Here is a 15,490-nt window from a genome sequence, read left to right as displayed (position 1 = left end):
ATGGATGCCTGTCGAATCCGGCGCGATTCGCGTCAACCATTGTCAAATCGCCGCCACGCGCGAGGCGGCGCGTGCACAATGCGCGACACGGTACTGAAGAACGATATTCGACCATGGCCCTTCGCTCGACCACCCTGATCCTGCCTGCCGTCGCCGTGCTGTTTTCCGGCTGCGCGATGCTGTCGTCGTCGCAGGAAAGCAAGCTGACTTGCCACATTCCGCGCGCCGTCTATCCCGATAGCGCGAAGCCGCTCACGCGTCCGGTCACCGTGCTCGTGCGCGCGCTGATGACGACCTCGGGCGAAGCGCAGAACGTGACCGTGACGACGAGCAGCCGCAATGCGGCGGCAGACCGCGCGGCCGTCGACGCGATGACGCATGCGACCTGCACGCAGACCGGCGCCACCGCGAATCCGTTCCTGCTCACGCAACCGTTCGTGTTCGAGCCGCGACGCGCCGAATGACGGGCGGCCGATGCGGCGGGTCATGCCGCGTCGCGCCGGCTGCTTGACGTCGTTTCCGGTCCGGCGCCGCCATGCCGGGGCGCCGTCTTGCACCGTCGAGGTTCAGTGCTGCGGCATCAGGTTCGCACCGTGGCACGCCGGCTCGGCCGCCTTGCGCAGCCCGAGCAGCGTGAAGCCGTTGCGTTCCTGGCGGATCAGCGCGTAGCGCCGCGCCACGGTGTTGCCGTCCTTGCCCGTCAGATCCAGTTCGACCTGGAAGCGATCCTTGCTGTCCGAACAGCCACGTACCGGTCCATACGCGAACCCGGTATCGGGCGCCTTGATTTCCGCGTTGAACGCCTGCCGGGCTTTCAGCGCTGACGCAGCCGCCGCGGGTTCGCTCCATTCGCGCACGAGCGCGTCGTCCACCTTCAGCCATTCGTCGACGAAATCGCGGCCGTTGAGCGCCACCGGCTGCACGCGTTGCACGGTGCCGCCGTCGACGCGGTAGCGGAAGATGCCCGGCCGCGTCATCACGTCGCTGTCGAGCGAGCCGACCGTCGTGCGCAGCTCGAAGCCGTCGGGGCGCACCTTGAAGCGGATCGCATCGTCGTCGATCACGTAACCGTGCGCAGTATGGAACAGCGTGCGTTGCGCGGCCGAACCGTTGGCCGGCGCGACCACGTCCGCGCCGAACCGGCTCCAGCGCGACGAGCACCACGGCGTGCCGTGGACGACCGCCACCTGGCCGCCGGGCAACGCGCCGAACCAGAAGCCGCCGCCGTAGGCGCCGCCGATGTCCTTGTAGTCGTCGGCCTGCCAGCGCAGCACGCGCCGCCAGCCGCCGTTTTCCCACGTGTAGGCCGTGAGCAGGTTGTCGTCGCCGCACGCGATGTCGAAACCGGCGCGCACGAAGAGCAACGGGCGGGACGTGCCGTCGCGTTTGACGTCGACGTCCGGGTTGCGGCCGAACGCCGATTCGCCGTTTTTCGGCTGGGTGGATTGCGCGGGGACGCCAAGTGCCGCGGCGAGCGTGCGTTTCAGCGCGGCCGGGTCGACGTGTTCGTCGCTGCATGCGAGGCGCGCGTCGATCGCGCCGACGAGCGCCTGCTTGTATGCGCGAAGCGCGTCGCGCAAAGGCGGCGAGACGTCGACGGTGCCGCCGCCGTCGCCTTGCGGGTTGCGGACTTGTTGCACGCGGTGCTGCGCGTCGACGGCTGCGTGTGCGGCGGTGTCGGCGGTGGGGCAAGGGCTGGCGGCGAAGGCGGTGGTCGACGTTGCACAGACAACGGAGAGCGCGAGTGTCGCGCGATTCAGCAGGTTGTTCATCGAAGCCTTTTGTCGTTCTTTTCTTCGTTCATCACTGAGCGCGCCCGGCCGGACACCGAAGTGGAACCGAAGCCCGGCGCGATGAACGGAAGATTCGACCGAGGTCGCCTGTCAGCCGGTGCGGCAAGGTATCTCGCCGCGACCCGGATCGTCGGTCACGATCGCGGGCCGCAGCAAAGGCGGGCTGCCGGAGGGTCCGGCGTACGATCAGAAGGTCCGCTTCTTCAGCGTGAATGCGTGCAGCCAGTACAGCGTGTTGGTCTGTGCGTCGAAGTAGCCGCCTTGTGCGACCTTGTCGGTCGTTTGATCCCATGACTTGCCGGCGTCGGTGCTGCTGAACGTCAGGTCGATCGGTGCACCGCCGCGGCTTCCCGAGTTCGGGTCGGTGGCGTAAACGAGCAGGAGACCGTCACGGCCGACGCTCAGGCTGTCGAGCCTGAGCGTTTCGTCGAACGTGCGCAGTTGATGCACGGACTCGGGATGGTCGTTCGTCCACGTGGAAATGGCGCCCGTCCGGCGGCCGTTGTCGCGAACCTCGCCGCTCTGCGGCTTGTCGAGACGCGACAGCGCGTACAGCGAATAGCGTGCTGCCGGTCCCGGCGTGGTATCGAGCGCAGTGACGACCTGGCCCGGCAGCTCGGTATCGGTCACGAATGCGTGCTGTTCCCAGTCGAGCCGGTCGATCACGCTGTGCGCCGGCGTTTCGGCAGTCGGAGCGACGGAGTAGGCGATGCGCAGTACACCGTCAGGGCCGAGGCTGACTGCATTGAAATTCTTGCGCGTCTTGCCGGCGACGCGCGCATCGGCCGGCACGTCGATCGCCTGCCACGTGTTTCCGCCGTCCGCCGTGCGCCACACGCGAGGCCCCCAGCCGATCGCGTAACCTCGTTGCGGATCGAGGAAGAGCAGTCGGCCGATGTTCTGGTTTTCAGGCCATTGCAGCTGCGACCACGTTTGGCCGCCATTGAGCGACTTCCACAGCTTCGTGGTTTGCGGCGCATCGCCGCCGTGTGCCTCGGGGGCCTTGTAGTTCATCCATGACGTGCTGATGACCTGAACGGACCAGTCCGGCGAATACCACCAGGCGGCATTCTGGCCGACCTGCTGGAACTGGCGTTTCATCCCGCCGTCGATGGTTCCGCGGAAGAAGCTGATCGTCATGCGGTTCAGCAACTCGCCGGTGTCGTTCATCCATGCTTCGGTCGGCTCGGGCCGCTGCGGTTCCTTCGATTCGGCCGTGGGTTTGAACGTCACCTCGGGATTGGCGAGCTTGACGCTCATCACGTCGTTTCCCTTGATGCGGAAGTTGCCGCCGCCATACGGCGTGTCGTTCCGCATGAAGCTTGTCGAAATCGTTTCCCAGCCCGTCGCCATGTTTACGTACCCGTATGTTGCAATGGCCAGGGCAACGAGACCCCCGGCGATCCATTTCCAGCGCTTGTGTTTTTGCATGTTACTTATTTAGCAAACGATCCAGCGCCCGGCTGACTTCGTCGGACGTGTCGGAACTCCACTCGCGTGCTTTTTTTGCCGCGTCCGAGCCCCACTCGCGGACCTGATCGGCCGCCTCCGAGCTCCAATCGTGCGCCTTCTGCTTGGCGACGGGGATGCCCGCGTCCCACGCTTGTTTGAACGTCCGCCCATCGCCCCATTCCTGCATATTGGGCCGCATGCCAATCTTCACCAGATCGTTGACCGGCAGACCGGCCAGCCCTCCGTCCAGATAAGCGAGTGGGTGCGTGACGAAGGCGAAGGTCTTGAACGTTTCCCCGTTCTGGTCCACTTCCAGCTCGTATCGTTCCACTTGCATCGAAAGCTCGCCGTTTCCCGGCTTCGCACTCTTGAATGCGATCTGGTCCCCCTGCATGTTCTGCTGCAACCCGATCTCGATGTATTGCTGAAGCCACCACCGGGCGGTTTCGAGCCATTTCTTTCCTTTTGCCGTGAGGGTGGGATACAGATTGGCGCCGTAGTCCGAGCAATAGTAATAGCCGTAACTGACGTAGTAATCGGGCGGTTTATGTCCGCACCCGATATGGCGCATCATGAAATTGCCGTGGCGCGACCAGTCCGAATCCGTGCTCCCCAGTTTGATCAGCTGCTCTCGCCGATGCAGCAGGCGGCGAGCGACTTCCTTGTCTTTCCACGGATCCCATGACGTCGCGAATTTCTTGACGGTCTCCCATGCGCTCGACTTGCTGACTTTCTCGACCGTCTCCCAGTACTCGCCATGCAGCGGCTGGTAGTAGAACGGGCAGGTGCCGACGATGGAATCGGCGGCCGGCGGCGCGTACTTGTCGCAGATGTTGATCTGCACCTTCGGCCGATCCTTGTACCCCGTCGGCGTCAGCATTCCCGAACCGGTGCCCAGGACGTCGTTCTTCTGTTGCACGTCAGCCATTCGATTTCCCTAGAAACTTGACGACGACGTCGTGCGGCACGTGGCTCTGCGTGAGCCCCGTTTCACCGGCCGCATTGGTGACGCCTTCCGAGAGCAGCTTGCCGTTCGAGAACATCTGGTACCGCGTGTTCGCGACCGGAATGTCGGTGCCGGCCCAGTGCGCGATGAACGCCTGATCGTAGTTGCCGGTCGAGTTGGGCAGCGTCGGCATCGTCTGTGACAGGTGCGTGGGGCCGCTGAACGCGTGCTGAGCGCCCTTGATGTCGATCTTGCCGGGTGCGTGCACCTCGATGTTGCCGCCGGCGATGCGGATGTAGGCGCCGCCTGACGTCAGCAGGATTTCCTTTGCTGCCGCGCCTTCGATCGACTGAGTGGCCGCCAGCAGCTTCAGCGCCTTTTGCGCGGTCAGCTCGATATTGTCCGCGTGCGCCTGGATTTCGACTTTGCCCTTGGCGGCGAACAGCTTGATCCCCGCGTTCTGCGCGAACAGGCTGATCCGGTCGATCACGCTCGCGACCAGCGATTTACCGGCGGCGACATGCGTGCTTTGCCCGCTGACGACGTTGATGTGCCGGTCCGCGGCAAGCTGCGCGGACTGCTGCGTGGACATCCCGATGCCGGCCGGGCTGCCGAACAGCATCACGGGCTCCTTGAACGCATTGGCGCTGCCGGTGCCGCCGCCGGCGGTCCTGCCGCCCGACGCGCTGCCGCTCACGCTGTTCTGCGTCGCATCGGTGAACTGCTTCAGCGCCGAATGGCCGGGGTCGAGCGACTCGGCCTGATGCTGCGCGCTGACATCCGACATGGCCTCCATCAGGCCTTCCGCACGGACGAGTTGCTGTTGCGTTTCCTGAACGTCGAGCGGCTGGCTCGCCGGCTGCTTCGGGTACGTCGTGACGTACAGGCCGCGGTTCGCGCGCACGGCGCCGTATGCGTCGGAGCGCAGGTCGAAACCGCTACCGAGGTAGCTGCCACGATTGTTGCCCGTGTGATCGATCAGGTAGCCGAGGTGCAGATGCGCGTTGGTCTGGCTGCTGTACAGGTGCACGCGATTCTGCGACGTCGCGTCGTCGAGCACGAGCTGGTTGTAGCCGGCGCCCGCATATTCCTTGGACCGGTATCCGGACAGGATCCCGTTGCCATGCCATTGCGGACTCGTCGCGCCGTTGTAGACCTTGCCGACGATGATCGAGCGATCGCAGTCGCCGCCGAGGAAATCGACCAGCACCTCCTCGCCGCTGCGGTGCGGGTGAACGGCACCATAGCCATTGCCCGAATCCGACGCCGTGGCGCGTAGCCAGCACGACGCCGTTTCGTCGCCGTCGTTCAGGCGGTCCCAATGGAAGCGGACCTTGACCCGGTTGAGCGCATCGGTATGGACTTCTTCCCCCTGCGGCGCGACGACGATCGCCGATTGCAGATGCATCGCCGGTTTCGCATGCTCGAACGGGCTGCGGAACGGTACGGTCGTGCGCTGTGCTTCCACGCGAATCTGAAAGAAGCCCTCGCTGCCGTCCGCATGACTGACGCTGGACAGGGCAGTATCGGTCGCCTGCACGATGCTGCCGATCTCGGCCTGCAGGCTGTGCGGGAAAACGGCCTGGTCGCCTGCCACGGGCAGGTTGTTGACGATGATCCACGCCGTCTCGATCACCGCGAATTCGCGCTGCCCGGCATCGTCCTTGTCGTGTGCGGGGTGATCCGCCAGCTCGAACGTGCGTCCGGCATCGATGCGCCGCACGCCGCCGACGCCGTGAAAGCGCTTCGCGTGCGACTCCTGCTCCTCCATCCAGATCTTCGACAGATGGTCGCCGCGGGACTGCTCGAGGTACGTATACGCGCCGGTGTATTCGTAGACTTCGAGTTGCTGCGGCAGGTCCCCCTGATTCGCGATCGTCGGCGTATGGGTGGCCTTCGGATTCGACGCGCTTGGCGGCTGCTTGTAGTCGAACGTGCGGGTGGCGCGCGCGACACTTCGCAGCGTGCGTGTGCCGGAGAACTGGACGAGCGTATCGGCTTCGTCGCCCGTGCCGGCGCGATGAAAACGCACGGTTCGCGGCGATAGCGCGGGCAACGCGTCGAGGCGGTCGACGATGACGAGCCGGTGCGACTTGCCGTCCTGTTCCTGTTCCCAGAAACCGTACAGGCCTTCGGATTCCATCAGGCGATGCACGAAATTCCAGTCGTCCTCGTACTGCATGCAGAACGAGCGGAGCGGCAGCGGCTGGTAGAGCTTGAAGGTGAAGCGCCCCTTGGCCTGCGGATGCTGGTTCAGCACGTCGGCGATGATGTCGTCCGCGGACCGGTCCTGCCAGATTCGCTGGTCGCGGCGGAACTTCAGGAAGTGCAGGAATGACGCAAAGACAAGCTGGTAGTGCGTGACGCCGCTGTCCGATCCGAGCCGGCGCGCCGCATGCACGTAGCCGTGGTGAGGTACGTACGACCGGTCGGCCTGCAGGATCCACAGCGTCACCGGCTGCGCGATCAGCTTCTTGAGCTCGAGGTTGTCGGATACCGACACGGTATCGACGGTGAACTCGAAATGACGTCCGAGCCGTGACCGCCCGACGACGCGATGTGGCAGCAGGACGTCGGGGCCAAGCGGCGTATCCAGTTTGACAAGTCGCTCATGCTGAACCGGCCCGCCCAGCATTGCGCTTCTTAATGCTTGCGAATTCATCACCAGGGCTCACTCTTTTTGTTGTGCTGGTCGCACGCTCTCTCGTGCGGAATCCGGTAATTGTATGAGATAAACGGGCGGTATCCCGAATTTGCCGGCCGACAGGGTGCCGACCGGTCAGCCGGCGGCGCCTTCGGCCTTCCAGTCCCCCGACTTCCCGCCACGCTTCTCCCTGACGCTCACGTCGGTGATCACCATCCCGCGATCGACCGCCTTGCACATGTCGTACACGGTCAGCAGCCCGACCTGCACGGCGGTCAGCGCTTCCATCTCGACCCCGGTCCGCCCGAACGTCTCGACCTGCGCGACGCAGTGCACGCCCGGCAGCGCGTCGTCGAGTTCGAAGTCGACGGCCACGCGCGTCAGCGCGAGCGGGTGACACAGCGGAATGAGGTCGGCGGTGCGCTTCGCGCCCTGGATCGCGGCGATGCGCGCGACGCCGAGCACGTCGCCTTTCTTCGCCTTGCCGTCGCGGACCAGTGCGAACGTCGCCGGCAGCATCCGGATCGTGCCGCGCGCGATCGCGATGCGTTGCGTTTCCTGCTTGCCGCCGACGTCGACCATGTGCGCGTGGCCGGCGGCGTCGAAATGGGTAAGTCCTGACATGTCATGCTCCAGCGGAACGGAGGGCGCGCGCGAGCACGTTCCTCGATCCTGTTTCACGATCGGCCGGGGCGTTGAATCCGGTATTCGCTTCCCGATCCGATGCAACGTTACAACGGGCGCCTATCATAGCAGTGGCATCCGCGACGCCAGAAGCGCAGGCGGCGTGTCCGCCGCACGGGACAGTCGAGATCGCACCGGTACAATGACCCGAATATTCAGACCAAACGCCGCAATGCGCGCCCGGCGCGCGGGACGGCGTCGCCTTCAAGCTGCCATGCGTGTCAAACAGTTGCTTGCCGTGTTGCTGTCGGCGGCGCTCGCGGTGCCGCCGAGCGGCTACGCACAGCGCACGTCCGCGCTGCCGCTCGAGCCGGCGGCCGGCGCTGCGCCGACGATCTCCACGGTGCCGTCCGGCATCGCGACCGGCGTATTTGGCACCTACGGCGGCGCGGAAAGCCGGTTCTCCGGCGCCGACGGCGCGTCCGCGCCGGTCGCGAGCCTGCGCGCACCGCTGCGCGCGCTGGAACTGCCCGACCTCGGCGACGGCTCCGGCGGTTCGCTGACGCCGCAGGCCGAGCGTCGTCTCGGCGAGCGCGTGATGCGCGAGGTGCGGCGCGACCCGGACTACCTCGACGACTGGCTCGTGCGCGACTACCTGAACGCGATGGCGACGCGGCTCGCGGCGGCTGCCGCGGCGCGCTACATCGGCGGCTACTACACACCGGACTTCGACCTGTTCCCGGTGCGCGATCCGCAGATCAACGCGTTCTCGATGCCGGGCGGCTTCATCGGCATCAACAGCGGACTGGTCGTCACGACGCAAACCGAGTCCGAACTCGCATCGGTGGTCGGCCACGAGATGGGCCACGTGCTGCAGCGGCACATCGCGCGGATGATCGGCGCGAACGAGAAGACCGGCTACACCGCGCTCGCGACGATGCTGCTCGGCGTGCTGGCGGGCGTGCTCGCGCGCAGCGGCGATCTCGGCAGCGCGATCGCGATGGGCGGGCAGGCGTATGCGGTCGACAACCAGCTGCGCTTCTCGCGTACGGCCGAGCGCGAGGCCGATCGCGTCGGCTTTCAGCTGCTCGCCGGCGCCGGTTACGACCCGTACGGGATGCCGGGCTTCTTCGAGCGGCTCGAGCGCGCGTCGATGGGCGACGCGGGCGTGCCGGCCTATGCGCGCACGCACCCGCTGACGGGCGAGCGGATCGCCGACATGGAGGATCGCGCGCGCCGCGCGCCGTACCGGCAGCCGCGCCAGTCGCCCGAATACGGCTTCGTGCGCGCGCGGCTGCGCATTCTGCAGAACCGCGCGCCGAACGACATCGCGGCGGAGGCGCGCCGGATGCAGCTCGAGATCGACGATCGCACGGCGCCGAACGTCGCGGCGAACGCGTACGGGATCGCGCTCGCGAACACGCTGCTCGGCCAGTACGACGCGGCCGACAAGGCGCTCGCGTCGGCCCGCACGGCGTTCGACGCACGCGAGCGGCACGCGGACGATCCGGCGACGCGTTCGCCGAGCCTCGACGTGCTTGCCGCTGACATCGCCCGCCGCGCGGGCCGGACCGACGACGCGGTGCGGCTCGCGGCGCTCGCGCAGCGGCGCTGGCCGGCGTCGCACGCGGCGATCGTCGCGCACCTGCAGGCGCTGATCGCCGCGCGCCGCTTCGCCGAAGCGCAGGCGCTCGCCCGCACGCAGGCGCAGGCGGACCCCGACCAGCCGGACTGGTGGGACTACCTCGCGAAGGCGAGCGACGGCCGGGGCGACGTGCTCGCGCGGCGCCGTGCGCTCGCGGAAAAGCTGGCGCTCGACGGCGCCTGGCCGTCGGCGATTCGCCAGCTGAAGGAGGCGCGCGACGCGAAGGACGTGTCGTTCTACGACCAGTCGATCATCGGCGCGCGGCTGCTGGAGTTCGAGGCGCGCTACAAGGAAGAGCGCGAGGACGAGAAGAACGGCCGCGGATAGCGGCCGTCAGGCGGACAGGGCGGTCGCGCTTCAGCTTTCGACGCTGCCGGTGCCGCCATCCGGCGTGTCGCGCCGCGCCCGCTGCGCGGGACTCGCGACGAAGCCGAACGCTGCCGGCACGTCGGCGCAGGCGACGTCGCCGAGCGGCAGCGGGTGCCGGCCGCGCCAGCGCAGCATGGGCGGCGTCGCGTCGAAGTCCGCATGATCGGCGAACAGGCCGAGGTCGTGGTCGTGCAGGGCCGCGATGCGCGGCGGCGTGCCCGCCGCACGGAACAGCACGCCGCCCGCATCGTCGAGCCACGCGGCGTCCGGCTCGAACGGCGCACCGGTCTGGTCGGTCAGCGTGAGCGCTCCGTCGCGTTCGGCCAGGCGCACGACCCACGGTGTATAGGCGAGCTCGACGTACACGCGCTGCGGCCCGTTCTGGAAGAACCATTGGCCGTGCGCATCGCATTCGTAGTTGCGTCCGATGAACGCATTGAGCGCCGCATGCCGGATCGGCGAGCCGAGCGCGCCGGCGGCCTGCGCGGCGTCGTCGCGCAGCCGCCACTCGCCGCGCCGGTCGAGCAGCAGCCAGCCGGTGCAATGCGGGACGTTCGGCCACTTGGCGAGGGCCTGCCTGACGATGTCATCCATGGTCGACGAATTTCGAGCAATAGCCGAACACCCGCGCCGACAGCCAGTCGAGGCGGCCGGGGAACGGCCCGGTCATGAATCCCGCATGGCCGCCGGCCGCGGGCTGGTCGAGCTCGACGGCCGGCGACACGTCGGCGGCGCTCGGCAGCGCGGATTCGGGCAGGAACGGATCGTTGCGGGCGTTGAGGATCAGCGTGGGCACGTCGATTGCGGGCAGCAGCGGGCGCGTCGTGGCCTGGGTCCAGTAGTCGTCGGCGTTCGCGAAGCCGTGCAGCGGCGCGGTCACGACCTCGTCGAAGTCGCGCATCGTCACGGCCTGCAGCATCGCGTCGCGGTCGAACAGCCCCGGATACTGGTCGAGCTTCGCGAGCGCCTTGCGCTTCAGCGTCTTCAGGAAGCTGCGCGTATAGATCATCGCGAAGCCCTGCGACAGCGCGCGGCCGCCCGCATGCACGTCGATCGGCGTCGAGATCGCGGCGGCGGCGTGCACGATCGACGTGTCGCTGCGGTGCTCGCCGAGCCAGCGCAGCAGCACGTTGCCGCCGAGCGACACGCCGGCCGCGACGACCGGCCCGCGATGCTGCGCGGCGAGCCGGCGCAGGATCCAGTCGACTTCGGCGCTGTCGGCGAGATGGTAGAAGCGGGGCTGCCGGTTGAGCTCGCCGCTGCAGCTGCGAAAGTGCGGGACGACCGCGTGCCAGCCCTTCGCGCGCGCGGCGGCCATCATCGCCAGCGCATAGTGCGAGCCGGAACTGCCTTCGAGACCGTGGAACAGCACGAACAGCGGCGCGTCGGGCGGCGGCGCGGCGCTGTCGAGGTGCGCGACCCAGTCGAGATCGATGAAGTCGTGGTCGGGGGTTTCCCATCGCTCGCGCCGGTAGGCGACCGCCGGGCGCCGTGCGAACAGCGCCGGCACGATGGTTTGCGCATGGCTGTTCGGCAGCCAGCGTGGTGCGCGATAGCGCAGTGAATCGTCGTCGGGGGCCGGGGCCCCGGTCAGCGGCGAGGTGGGCGGAGAAGCCGTACTCATGATCGCCCCGCTAATGCGTTGCTTCGTTCTTCGTCAGTGCAGCGGACCCTGCCCGTGACGGATCTTCGCGGCGAATTGTCCGGCCGCTTGTTCGGGAATCGGGCTCGCGTGAATATGCGCGATGCGCCACTCGCCGCGTTCGTGAATCATCACGTACGTCGCGAAAACCATGTCGGGTTCGGTCGTCAGGTCGGCCTGCTGATGCGCTTCGGCGATCGTATAGACGACGGTGCCGAGACTGTCGTATACGCGGATGTCGAGCGGCTCGATCGTCACCGGACGCGTCGCGAGCCGGTTGGCCAGCCCGCTGCGGATCTGGTCGAGGCCGTGCAGATGCTCGCCATCGGCCCAGACGCAGCTGGCGAAGTCCTCGTCGATCCACAACCCCAGCAGCGCGTCGAGATTGGCATCGGCGACGGCCTGGTAGTAGGCGTTCAGCGTATCGGCAGCGGCTTCGAAGAGGCGGGCAAAACGTGGCATCGGGGTTATCTCTCGCGCGCGTCGCGCGCCGTATTCAGCACGGCGGCCCGGATGGGGCTGCCGTACACCGGTGAATCGGATTGCCCGGCGCGTCGTGCGACGCTGCCGGTCAGGGTCAGCGCTGCCCGACGAGCATGCCGCGCAAATCGCCGAATACCTGCTCGGGACCGAGTTCGCGCAGGCAGTTCAGATGGCCGAGCGGGCACTCGCGTTCGAAGCAGGGACTGCATTCGAGATGCAACCATTGTACCTTCGCCAGCTCCGACAGCGGAGGGGTGTGGCGCGGATCGGTCGATCCGTACAGGGCGACGAGCGGCCGGCGCAGCGCGGCGGCGACGTGCATCAGCCCCGAATCGTTGGTCACGACCGCGTTCGCGCGCGCGATCAGCGCGCACGCCTCGGACAGCGACGTCTGCCCGCACAGGTTGCGCACGTTCGGCGCGTGGTCGGCGATCGCCTGTGCGGCGGCGGCGTCCTTCTGCGAGCCGAGCGCGACGATCTGCGTGTACGGGAACGACTGGTGAACGATCGTCGCGAGCGTCGCGAAGTGCTCGGGCGGCCAGCGCTTGGCCGGGCCGTATTCCGCGCCGGGGCAGAACACGACGAGCGGCTTGCGCGTATCGAGATTGAAACGCGCGGACACGCGCGCCGTCTCGTTCAGGTCGGCGTCGAGGCGCGGCGCGGGCAGCGTCTTCATCGACTCGGGCAGCTTCGCGCCCGGCGCATAGGCGAGCGCCGCGTAGTGGGTCGTCATCGGCGGACGCTCGGCCGACTTGTCGGGGTTCGCGTGCCGCACGTTCAGCAGGCCGTAGCGGTGCTCGCCGGTATAGCCGATCCGCAGCGGGATGTTCGCGAGCCACGGGATCACCGCGGACTTCAGCGAATTCGGCAGCACGTACGCTGCGTCGTAGCCGACGTCGCGCAGGTCGCTCGCGAGCTGCCAGCGACGCAGCAACTGCAGCTTGCCGTGCGCGAGGTCGGTCGCGTAGACATCGTGGATCTCGGGCATCCGCTCGAGCACGGGCGCGACCCAGGTGGGTGCGACGGCATCGATCGCGATGCGGGGATGGAGCTTCTTCAGCAGCGCAAAAAGCGGCTGCGCCATCAATGCGTCACCGATCCAGTTCGGTGCGATAACCAGCGCTCGACGCATCAAGTCGACTTCCGATGTCGTAATGAAGCACGGCGCGCATGCACCGCGTTCGGGTTGTCAGAACAGGAAAAGGGCGGCGCGCCGGGGCTCCGGCTGCGCCGCCTCGCGTGCGGCGGGCCCGCGGGCCCGGCCGGGCTCAATGGCCCTTGACCACCTCGCCGTCGCGCAGCTTGTAGCGCGTGCCGCAGTACGGGCAGCGTGCCTCGCCGTGCGACACGTCGATGAACACGCGCGGGTGCGCGCTCCAGCGCGCCATGGCCGGGTTCGGGCAGTAGGCGGGGAGATCCTTGGCCGTCAGCTCGACCAGCGGCATTTCCTTGATTTCACTCATGAGACTTTCTCTTATCACTCTTTTGTGGGGCGGTCGGTGGCGCGGCGCGCTCAGACCTTCGTCAGCCAGTGCGCGTACTTCGCGTTCTTGCCCGACACGATATCGAAAAACGCCGACTGGAGCTTTTCCGTGACCGGGCCGCGCGCGCCGCTGCCGATCGTGCGGTTGTCGAGTTCGCGGATCGGCGTGACTTCGGCGGCCGTGCCGGTGAAGAACGCCTCGTCGGCCGTGTAGACCTCGTCGCGCGTGATGCGCTTCTCGATCACCTCGATGCCGGCGTCCTTCGCGAGCGTGATGACCGTGTCGCGCGTGATGCCGTCGAGGCACGACGACAGGTCGGGCGTGTACAGCTTGCCGTTGTTCACCAGGAAGAAGTTCTCGCCGGAGCCTTCCGACACGTAGCCGTCGACGTCGAGCAGCAGCGCTTCGTCGTAGCCGTCGGCGGTTGCTTCCTGGTTCGCGAGGATCGAGTTCACGTACCAGCCCGACGCTTTCGCGCGCACCATCGACACGTTCACGTGGTGGCGCGTGAACGACGACGTCTTCACGCGGATGCCCTTCGCGAGGCCCTCCTCGCCGAGGTACGCGCCCCACGGCCACGCGGCGATCGCGACGTGGATCGTGTTGCCCTTCGCGGACACGCCGAGCTTTTCCGAGCCGACCCAGATGATCGGGCGCAGGTAGCACGACTCGAGCTTGTTCTCGCGCACGACCTCGAGCTGCGCGGCTTCGAGGGTTTCCCGGTCGAACGGCACGTCCATCTGGAAGATCTTCGCGGAATTCAGCAGACGTTTGGTGTGCTCGCGCAGGCGGAAGATCGCGGTGCTGCCGTCGGCCGTCTTGTACGCGCGCACGCCTTCGAAGACGCCCATGCCGTAGTGCAGCGTATGGGTCAGGACGTGGATCTTGGCGTCGCGCCAGTCGATCAGCTTGCCGTCCATCCAGATCTTGCCGTCGCGGTCGGCCATTGACATAGGATTCTCCTGGGAAGCAGTAGTGTGCAGCGGGTTATGTGCAGCGTTGAGCCGGAAAGACGCTTATTTTAGCGTCATTTGGCGTCGATCCGGTCGGCCGGCCGAGGGCCGGGGCTATAATCGTCCGGCACCGATTCCAATAACGACGGGCCGTGCCGGCGGGAGACGCCGGAGCCCGGACGAACCGCCCGCTGCGGCCCGCCTTCCCATGCTCGCTCGATTGTCCGCCACCGACCGCTTCGCGCTGATCCAGGGCGCGCGCGATTATTCCCCGACATTGATGGCGATCCTGTCGTGGGGGCTCGTCACCGGCATCGCGATGAGCAAGTCGGTGATGACGCTCGGCCAGGCGAGCGCGATGTCGATCTTCGTCTATGCCGGCTCGTCGCAGCTCGCGGTGCTGCCGCTCCTCGTCGCGAAGCTGCCGATCTGGACGATCCTGCTCACGGCCGCGATGGTCAACCTGCGCTTCGTGATCTTCAGCGCCGGGCTTGCTCCCCATTTTTCCTACCTGCCGCTGTGGCGGCGCCTCGCGATCGGCTATTTCAACGGCGACGTGATCTACCTGCTGTTCCAGAAACAGGGCTTTGCGTACGGCCACGTGCCGGGCAAGGAGGCGTACTTCTGGGGGATGGCGCTCGCGAGCTGGGCGTCGTGGCAGGTGTCGTCGCTCGCCGGCATCCTGCTCGCGAGCTTCTTTCCCGCGAGCTGGGGGCTGGAACTGGCCGGCACGCTCGCGCTGATCCCGATCATGGTGTCGGCGGTCGCGAACCGCTCGACGCTCGCGGCCGTCGCGGTCGCGGGCATCGTGTCGCTGGTCGCGTTCGACCTGCCGTACCGGCTCGCGCTGCCGATCGCGGTGCTGGCCGCGCTGGCGGCCGGCTCCATGGCCGATTTCTTCGTCGAACGCGCGGACTGGCGCCGCATCCGCACCGAAACCGTGCACGAAAAGGAAATCGAATGAGCGCGACGGAAATCTGGATCGTGATCGTCGGGATGACGATCGTCACGGCCGTCACGCGCGCGCTGTTCCTGCTCGGCGGCGAACGCACCGTGCTGCCCGAGCGCGCGCAGCGCGCGCTGCGCTACGCGCCGGCCGCCGCGCTCGTCGCGGTCGTGCTGCCCGACGTGCTCGAAACGCCGGCCGGCCTGTCGTTCGCGCTGTCCAACCATCCGTTCTACGCGGCACTCGCCGGCCTCGGCTGGTTTTTGTGGCGGCGCAGCATGCTCGGCACGATCATCATCGGGATGCTCGTCTTCACCGTGCTGCGCCTGATCTTCTGACGACCCGCCGTGCCGGCCCATCGGGCGCCGGTCGCTCGTGCACGCGCATTGTTGCGTCGCAGCAATGTGTGGGTGGCCGCGCCCGATCCCAAATAGGCGGAATTCGCCGCCGCACGGGTCAGTCTGCCGGATGGATCGGCTAGAATGCCCGTTCGAGATTTTTACCCGTGC

General features: G+C 67.2%; 15 protein-coding genes. 4 read left to right on the top strand and 11 right to left on the bottom strand.

Annotated features, from left to right (window positions below; all coding sequences use genetic code 11):
* The first annotated feature begins 113 nt into the window (after positions 1–113).
* On the top strand, positions 114–464 hold the full coding sequence (locus DIE22_RS09160) for a TonB family protein (protein ID WP_124499722.1): 351 nt from the start codon (positions 114–116) through the stop codon (positions 462–464).
* Positions 465–566: 102 nt separating this feature from the next.
* On the opposite strand, the gene DIE22_RS09155 is transcribed toward DIE22_RS09160, so the two are convergent.
* The 5 genes from DIE22_RS09155 to moaC form a co-directional block, all read right to left on the bottom strand.
* A complete protein-coding gene (locus tag DIE22_RS09155; RefSeq protein ID WP_124604918.1) occupies positions 567–1,772 on the bottom strand; it encodes a hypothetical protein in 1,206 nt (401 codons plus the stop codon).
* A gap of 207 nt (positions 1,773–1,979) precedes the next feature.
* Positions 1,980–3,146 carry a glycosyl hydrolase gene (locus tag DIE22_RS09150; RefSeq protein ID WP_124499821.1) on the bottom strand — a complete coding sequence of 389 codons (1,167 nt, stop codon included), beginning with the start codon at positions 3,144–3,146 and terminating at the stop codon, positions 1,980–1,982.
* Between the two features lie 79 nt (positions 3,147–3,225).
* Complete coding sequence (locus tag DIE22_RS09145; RefSeq protein ID WP_124604917.1) at positions 3,226–4,173, bottom strand: hypothetical protein; 948 nt, start codon at positions 4,171–4,173, stop codon at positions 3,226–3,228.
* Positions 4,166–6,853 (bottom strand): type VI secretion system Vgr family protein, encoded by a 2,688-nt coding sequence (locus DIE22_RS09140; protein WP_124604916.1) that lies wholly within the window; start codon positions 6,851–6,853, stop codon positions 4,166–4,168. The genes DIE22_RS09145 and DIE22_RS09140 overlap by 8 nt, the downstream gene beginning before the upstream one ends.
* Before the next feature lie 117 nt (positions 6,854–6,970).
* A complete protein-coding gene (gene moaC, locus DIE22_RS09135; protein ID WP_124604915.1) occupies positions 6,971–7,459 on the bottom strand; it encodes a cyclic pyranopterin monophosphate synthase MoaC in 489 nt (162 codons plus the stop codon).
* 274 nt (positions 7,460–7,733) lie between these two features.
* Here moaC and DIE22_RS09130 point away from each other — a divergent pair, with 274 nt between their 5' ends.
* Positions 7,734–9,431, top strand: a complete 1,698-nt coding sequence (locus DIE22_RS09130; protein WP_124604914.1) for a M48 family metalloprotease — start codon at positions 7,734–7,736, stop codon at positions 9,429–9,431.
* Positions 9,432–9,461: 30 nt separating this feature from the next.
* On the opposite strand, the gene DIE22_RS09125 is transcribed toward DIE22_RS09130, so the two are convergent.
* From DIE22_RS09125 to DIE22_RS09100, 6 genes are all read right to left on the bottom strand, one after another.
* Positions 9,462–10,067, bottom strand: a complete 606-nt coding sequence (locus DIE22_RS09125; RefSeq protein WP_124604913.1) for a DUF2946 family protein — start codon at positions 10,065–10,067, stop codon at positions 9,462–9,464.
* Positions 10,060–11,097: a hydrolase gene (locus DIE22_RS09120; protein WP_124499729.1), complete on the bottom strand. Its 1,038-nt coding sequence runs from the start codon at positions 11,095–11,097 to the stop codon at positions 10,060–10,062. The genes DIE22_RS09125 and DIE22_RS09120 overlap by 8 nt, the downstream gene beginning before the upstream one ends.
* A gap of 33 nt (positions 11,098–11,130) precedes the next feature.
* Complete coding sequence (locus DIE22_RS09115; RefSeq protein WP_124499730.1) at positions 11,131–11,577, bottom strand: nuclear transport factor 2 family protein; 447 nt, start codon at positions 11,575–11,577, stop codon at positions 11,131–11,133.
* 115 nt (positions 11,578–11,692) lie between these two features.
* On the bottom strand, positions 11,693–12,730 hold the full coding sequence (gene waaF / locus DIE22_RS09110; protein ID WP_121859459.1) for a lipopolysaccharide heptosyltransferase II: 1,038 nt from the start codon (positions 12,728–12,730) through the stop codon (positions 11,693–11,695).
* Between the two features lie 136 nt (positions 12,731–12,866).
* Positions 12,867–13,061 carry a zinc-finger domain-containing protein gene (locus DIE22_RS09105; protein ID WP_006749970.1) on the bottom strand — a complete coding sequence of 65 codons (195 nt, stop codon included), beginning with the start codon at positions 13,059–13,061 and terminating at the stop codon, positions 12,867–12,869.
* A gap of 50 nt (positions 13,062–13,111) precedes the next feature.
* The gene (locus DIE22_RS09100) at positions 13,112–14,035 is read right to left on the bottom strand and encodes a branched-chain amino acid transaminase (RefSeq protein ID WP_047898927.1); all 924 of its coding nucleotides are present in this window, start codon (positions 14,033–14,035) and stop codon (positions 13,112–13,114) included.
* 208 nt (positions 14,036–14,243) lie between these two features.
* Between DIE22_RS09100 and DIE22_RS09095 the strand changes: the two genes are divergently transcribed.
* Positions 14,244–14,999 (top strand): AzlC family ABC transporter permease, encoded by a 756-nt coding sequence (locus DIE22_RS09095; protein WP_124499731.1) that lies wholly within the window; start codon positions 14,244–14,246, stop codon positions 14,997–14,999.
* Positions 14,996–15,319, top strand: coding sequence for an AzlD domain-containing protein (locus tag DIE22_RS09090; protein WP_121859462.1), 324 nt, complete (start codon positions 14,996–14,998; stop codon positions 15,317–15,319). Before DIE22_RS09095 ends, DIE22_RS09090 begins: the two co-directional genes overlap by 4 nt.
* Positions 15,320–15,490: the final 171 nt, after the last annotated feature.

The sequence above is a fragment of the Burkholderia sp. Bp9142 genome, from assembly GCF_003853415.1.
Lineage (GTDB): Bacteria > Pseudomonadota > Gammaproteobacteria > Burkholderiales > Burkholderiaceae > Burkholderia.
Note: the sequence above shows the minus strand (reverse complement) of the source record. Positions and strands in the feature narration are given on the sequence as shown.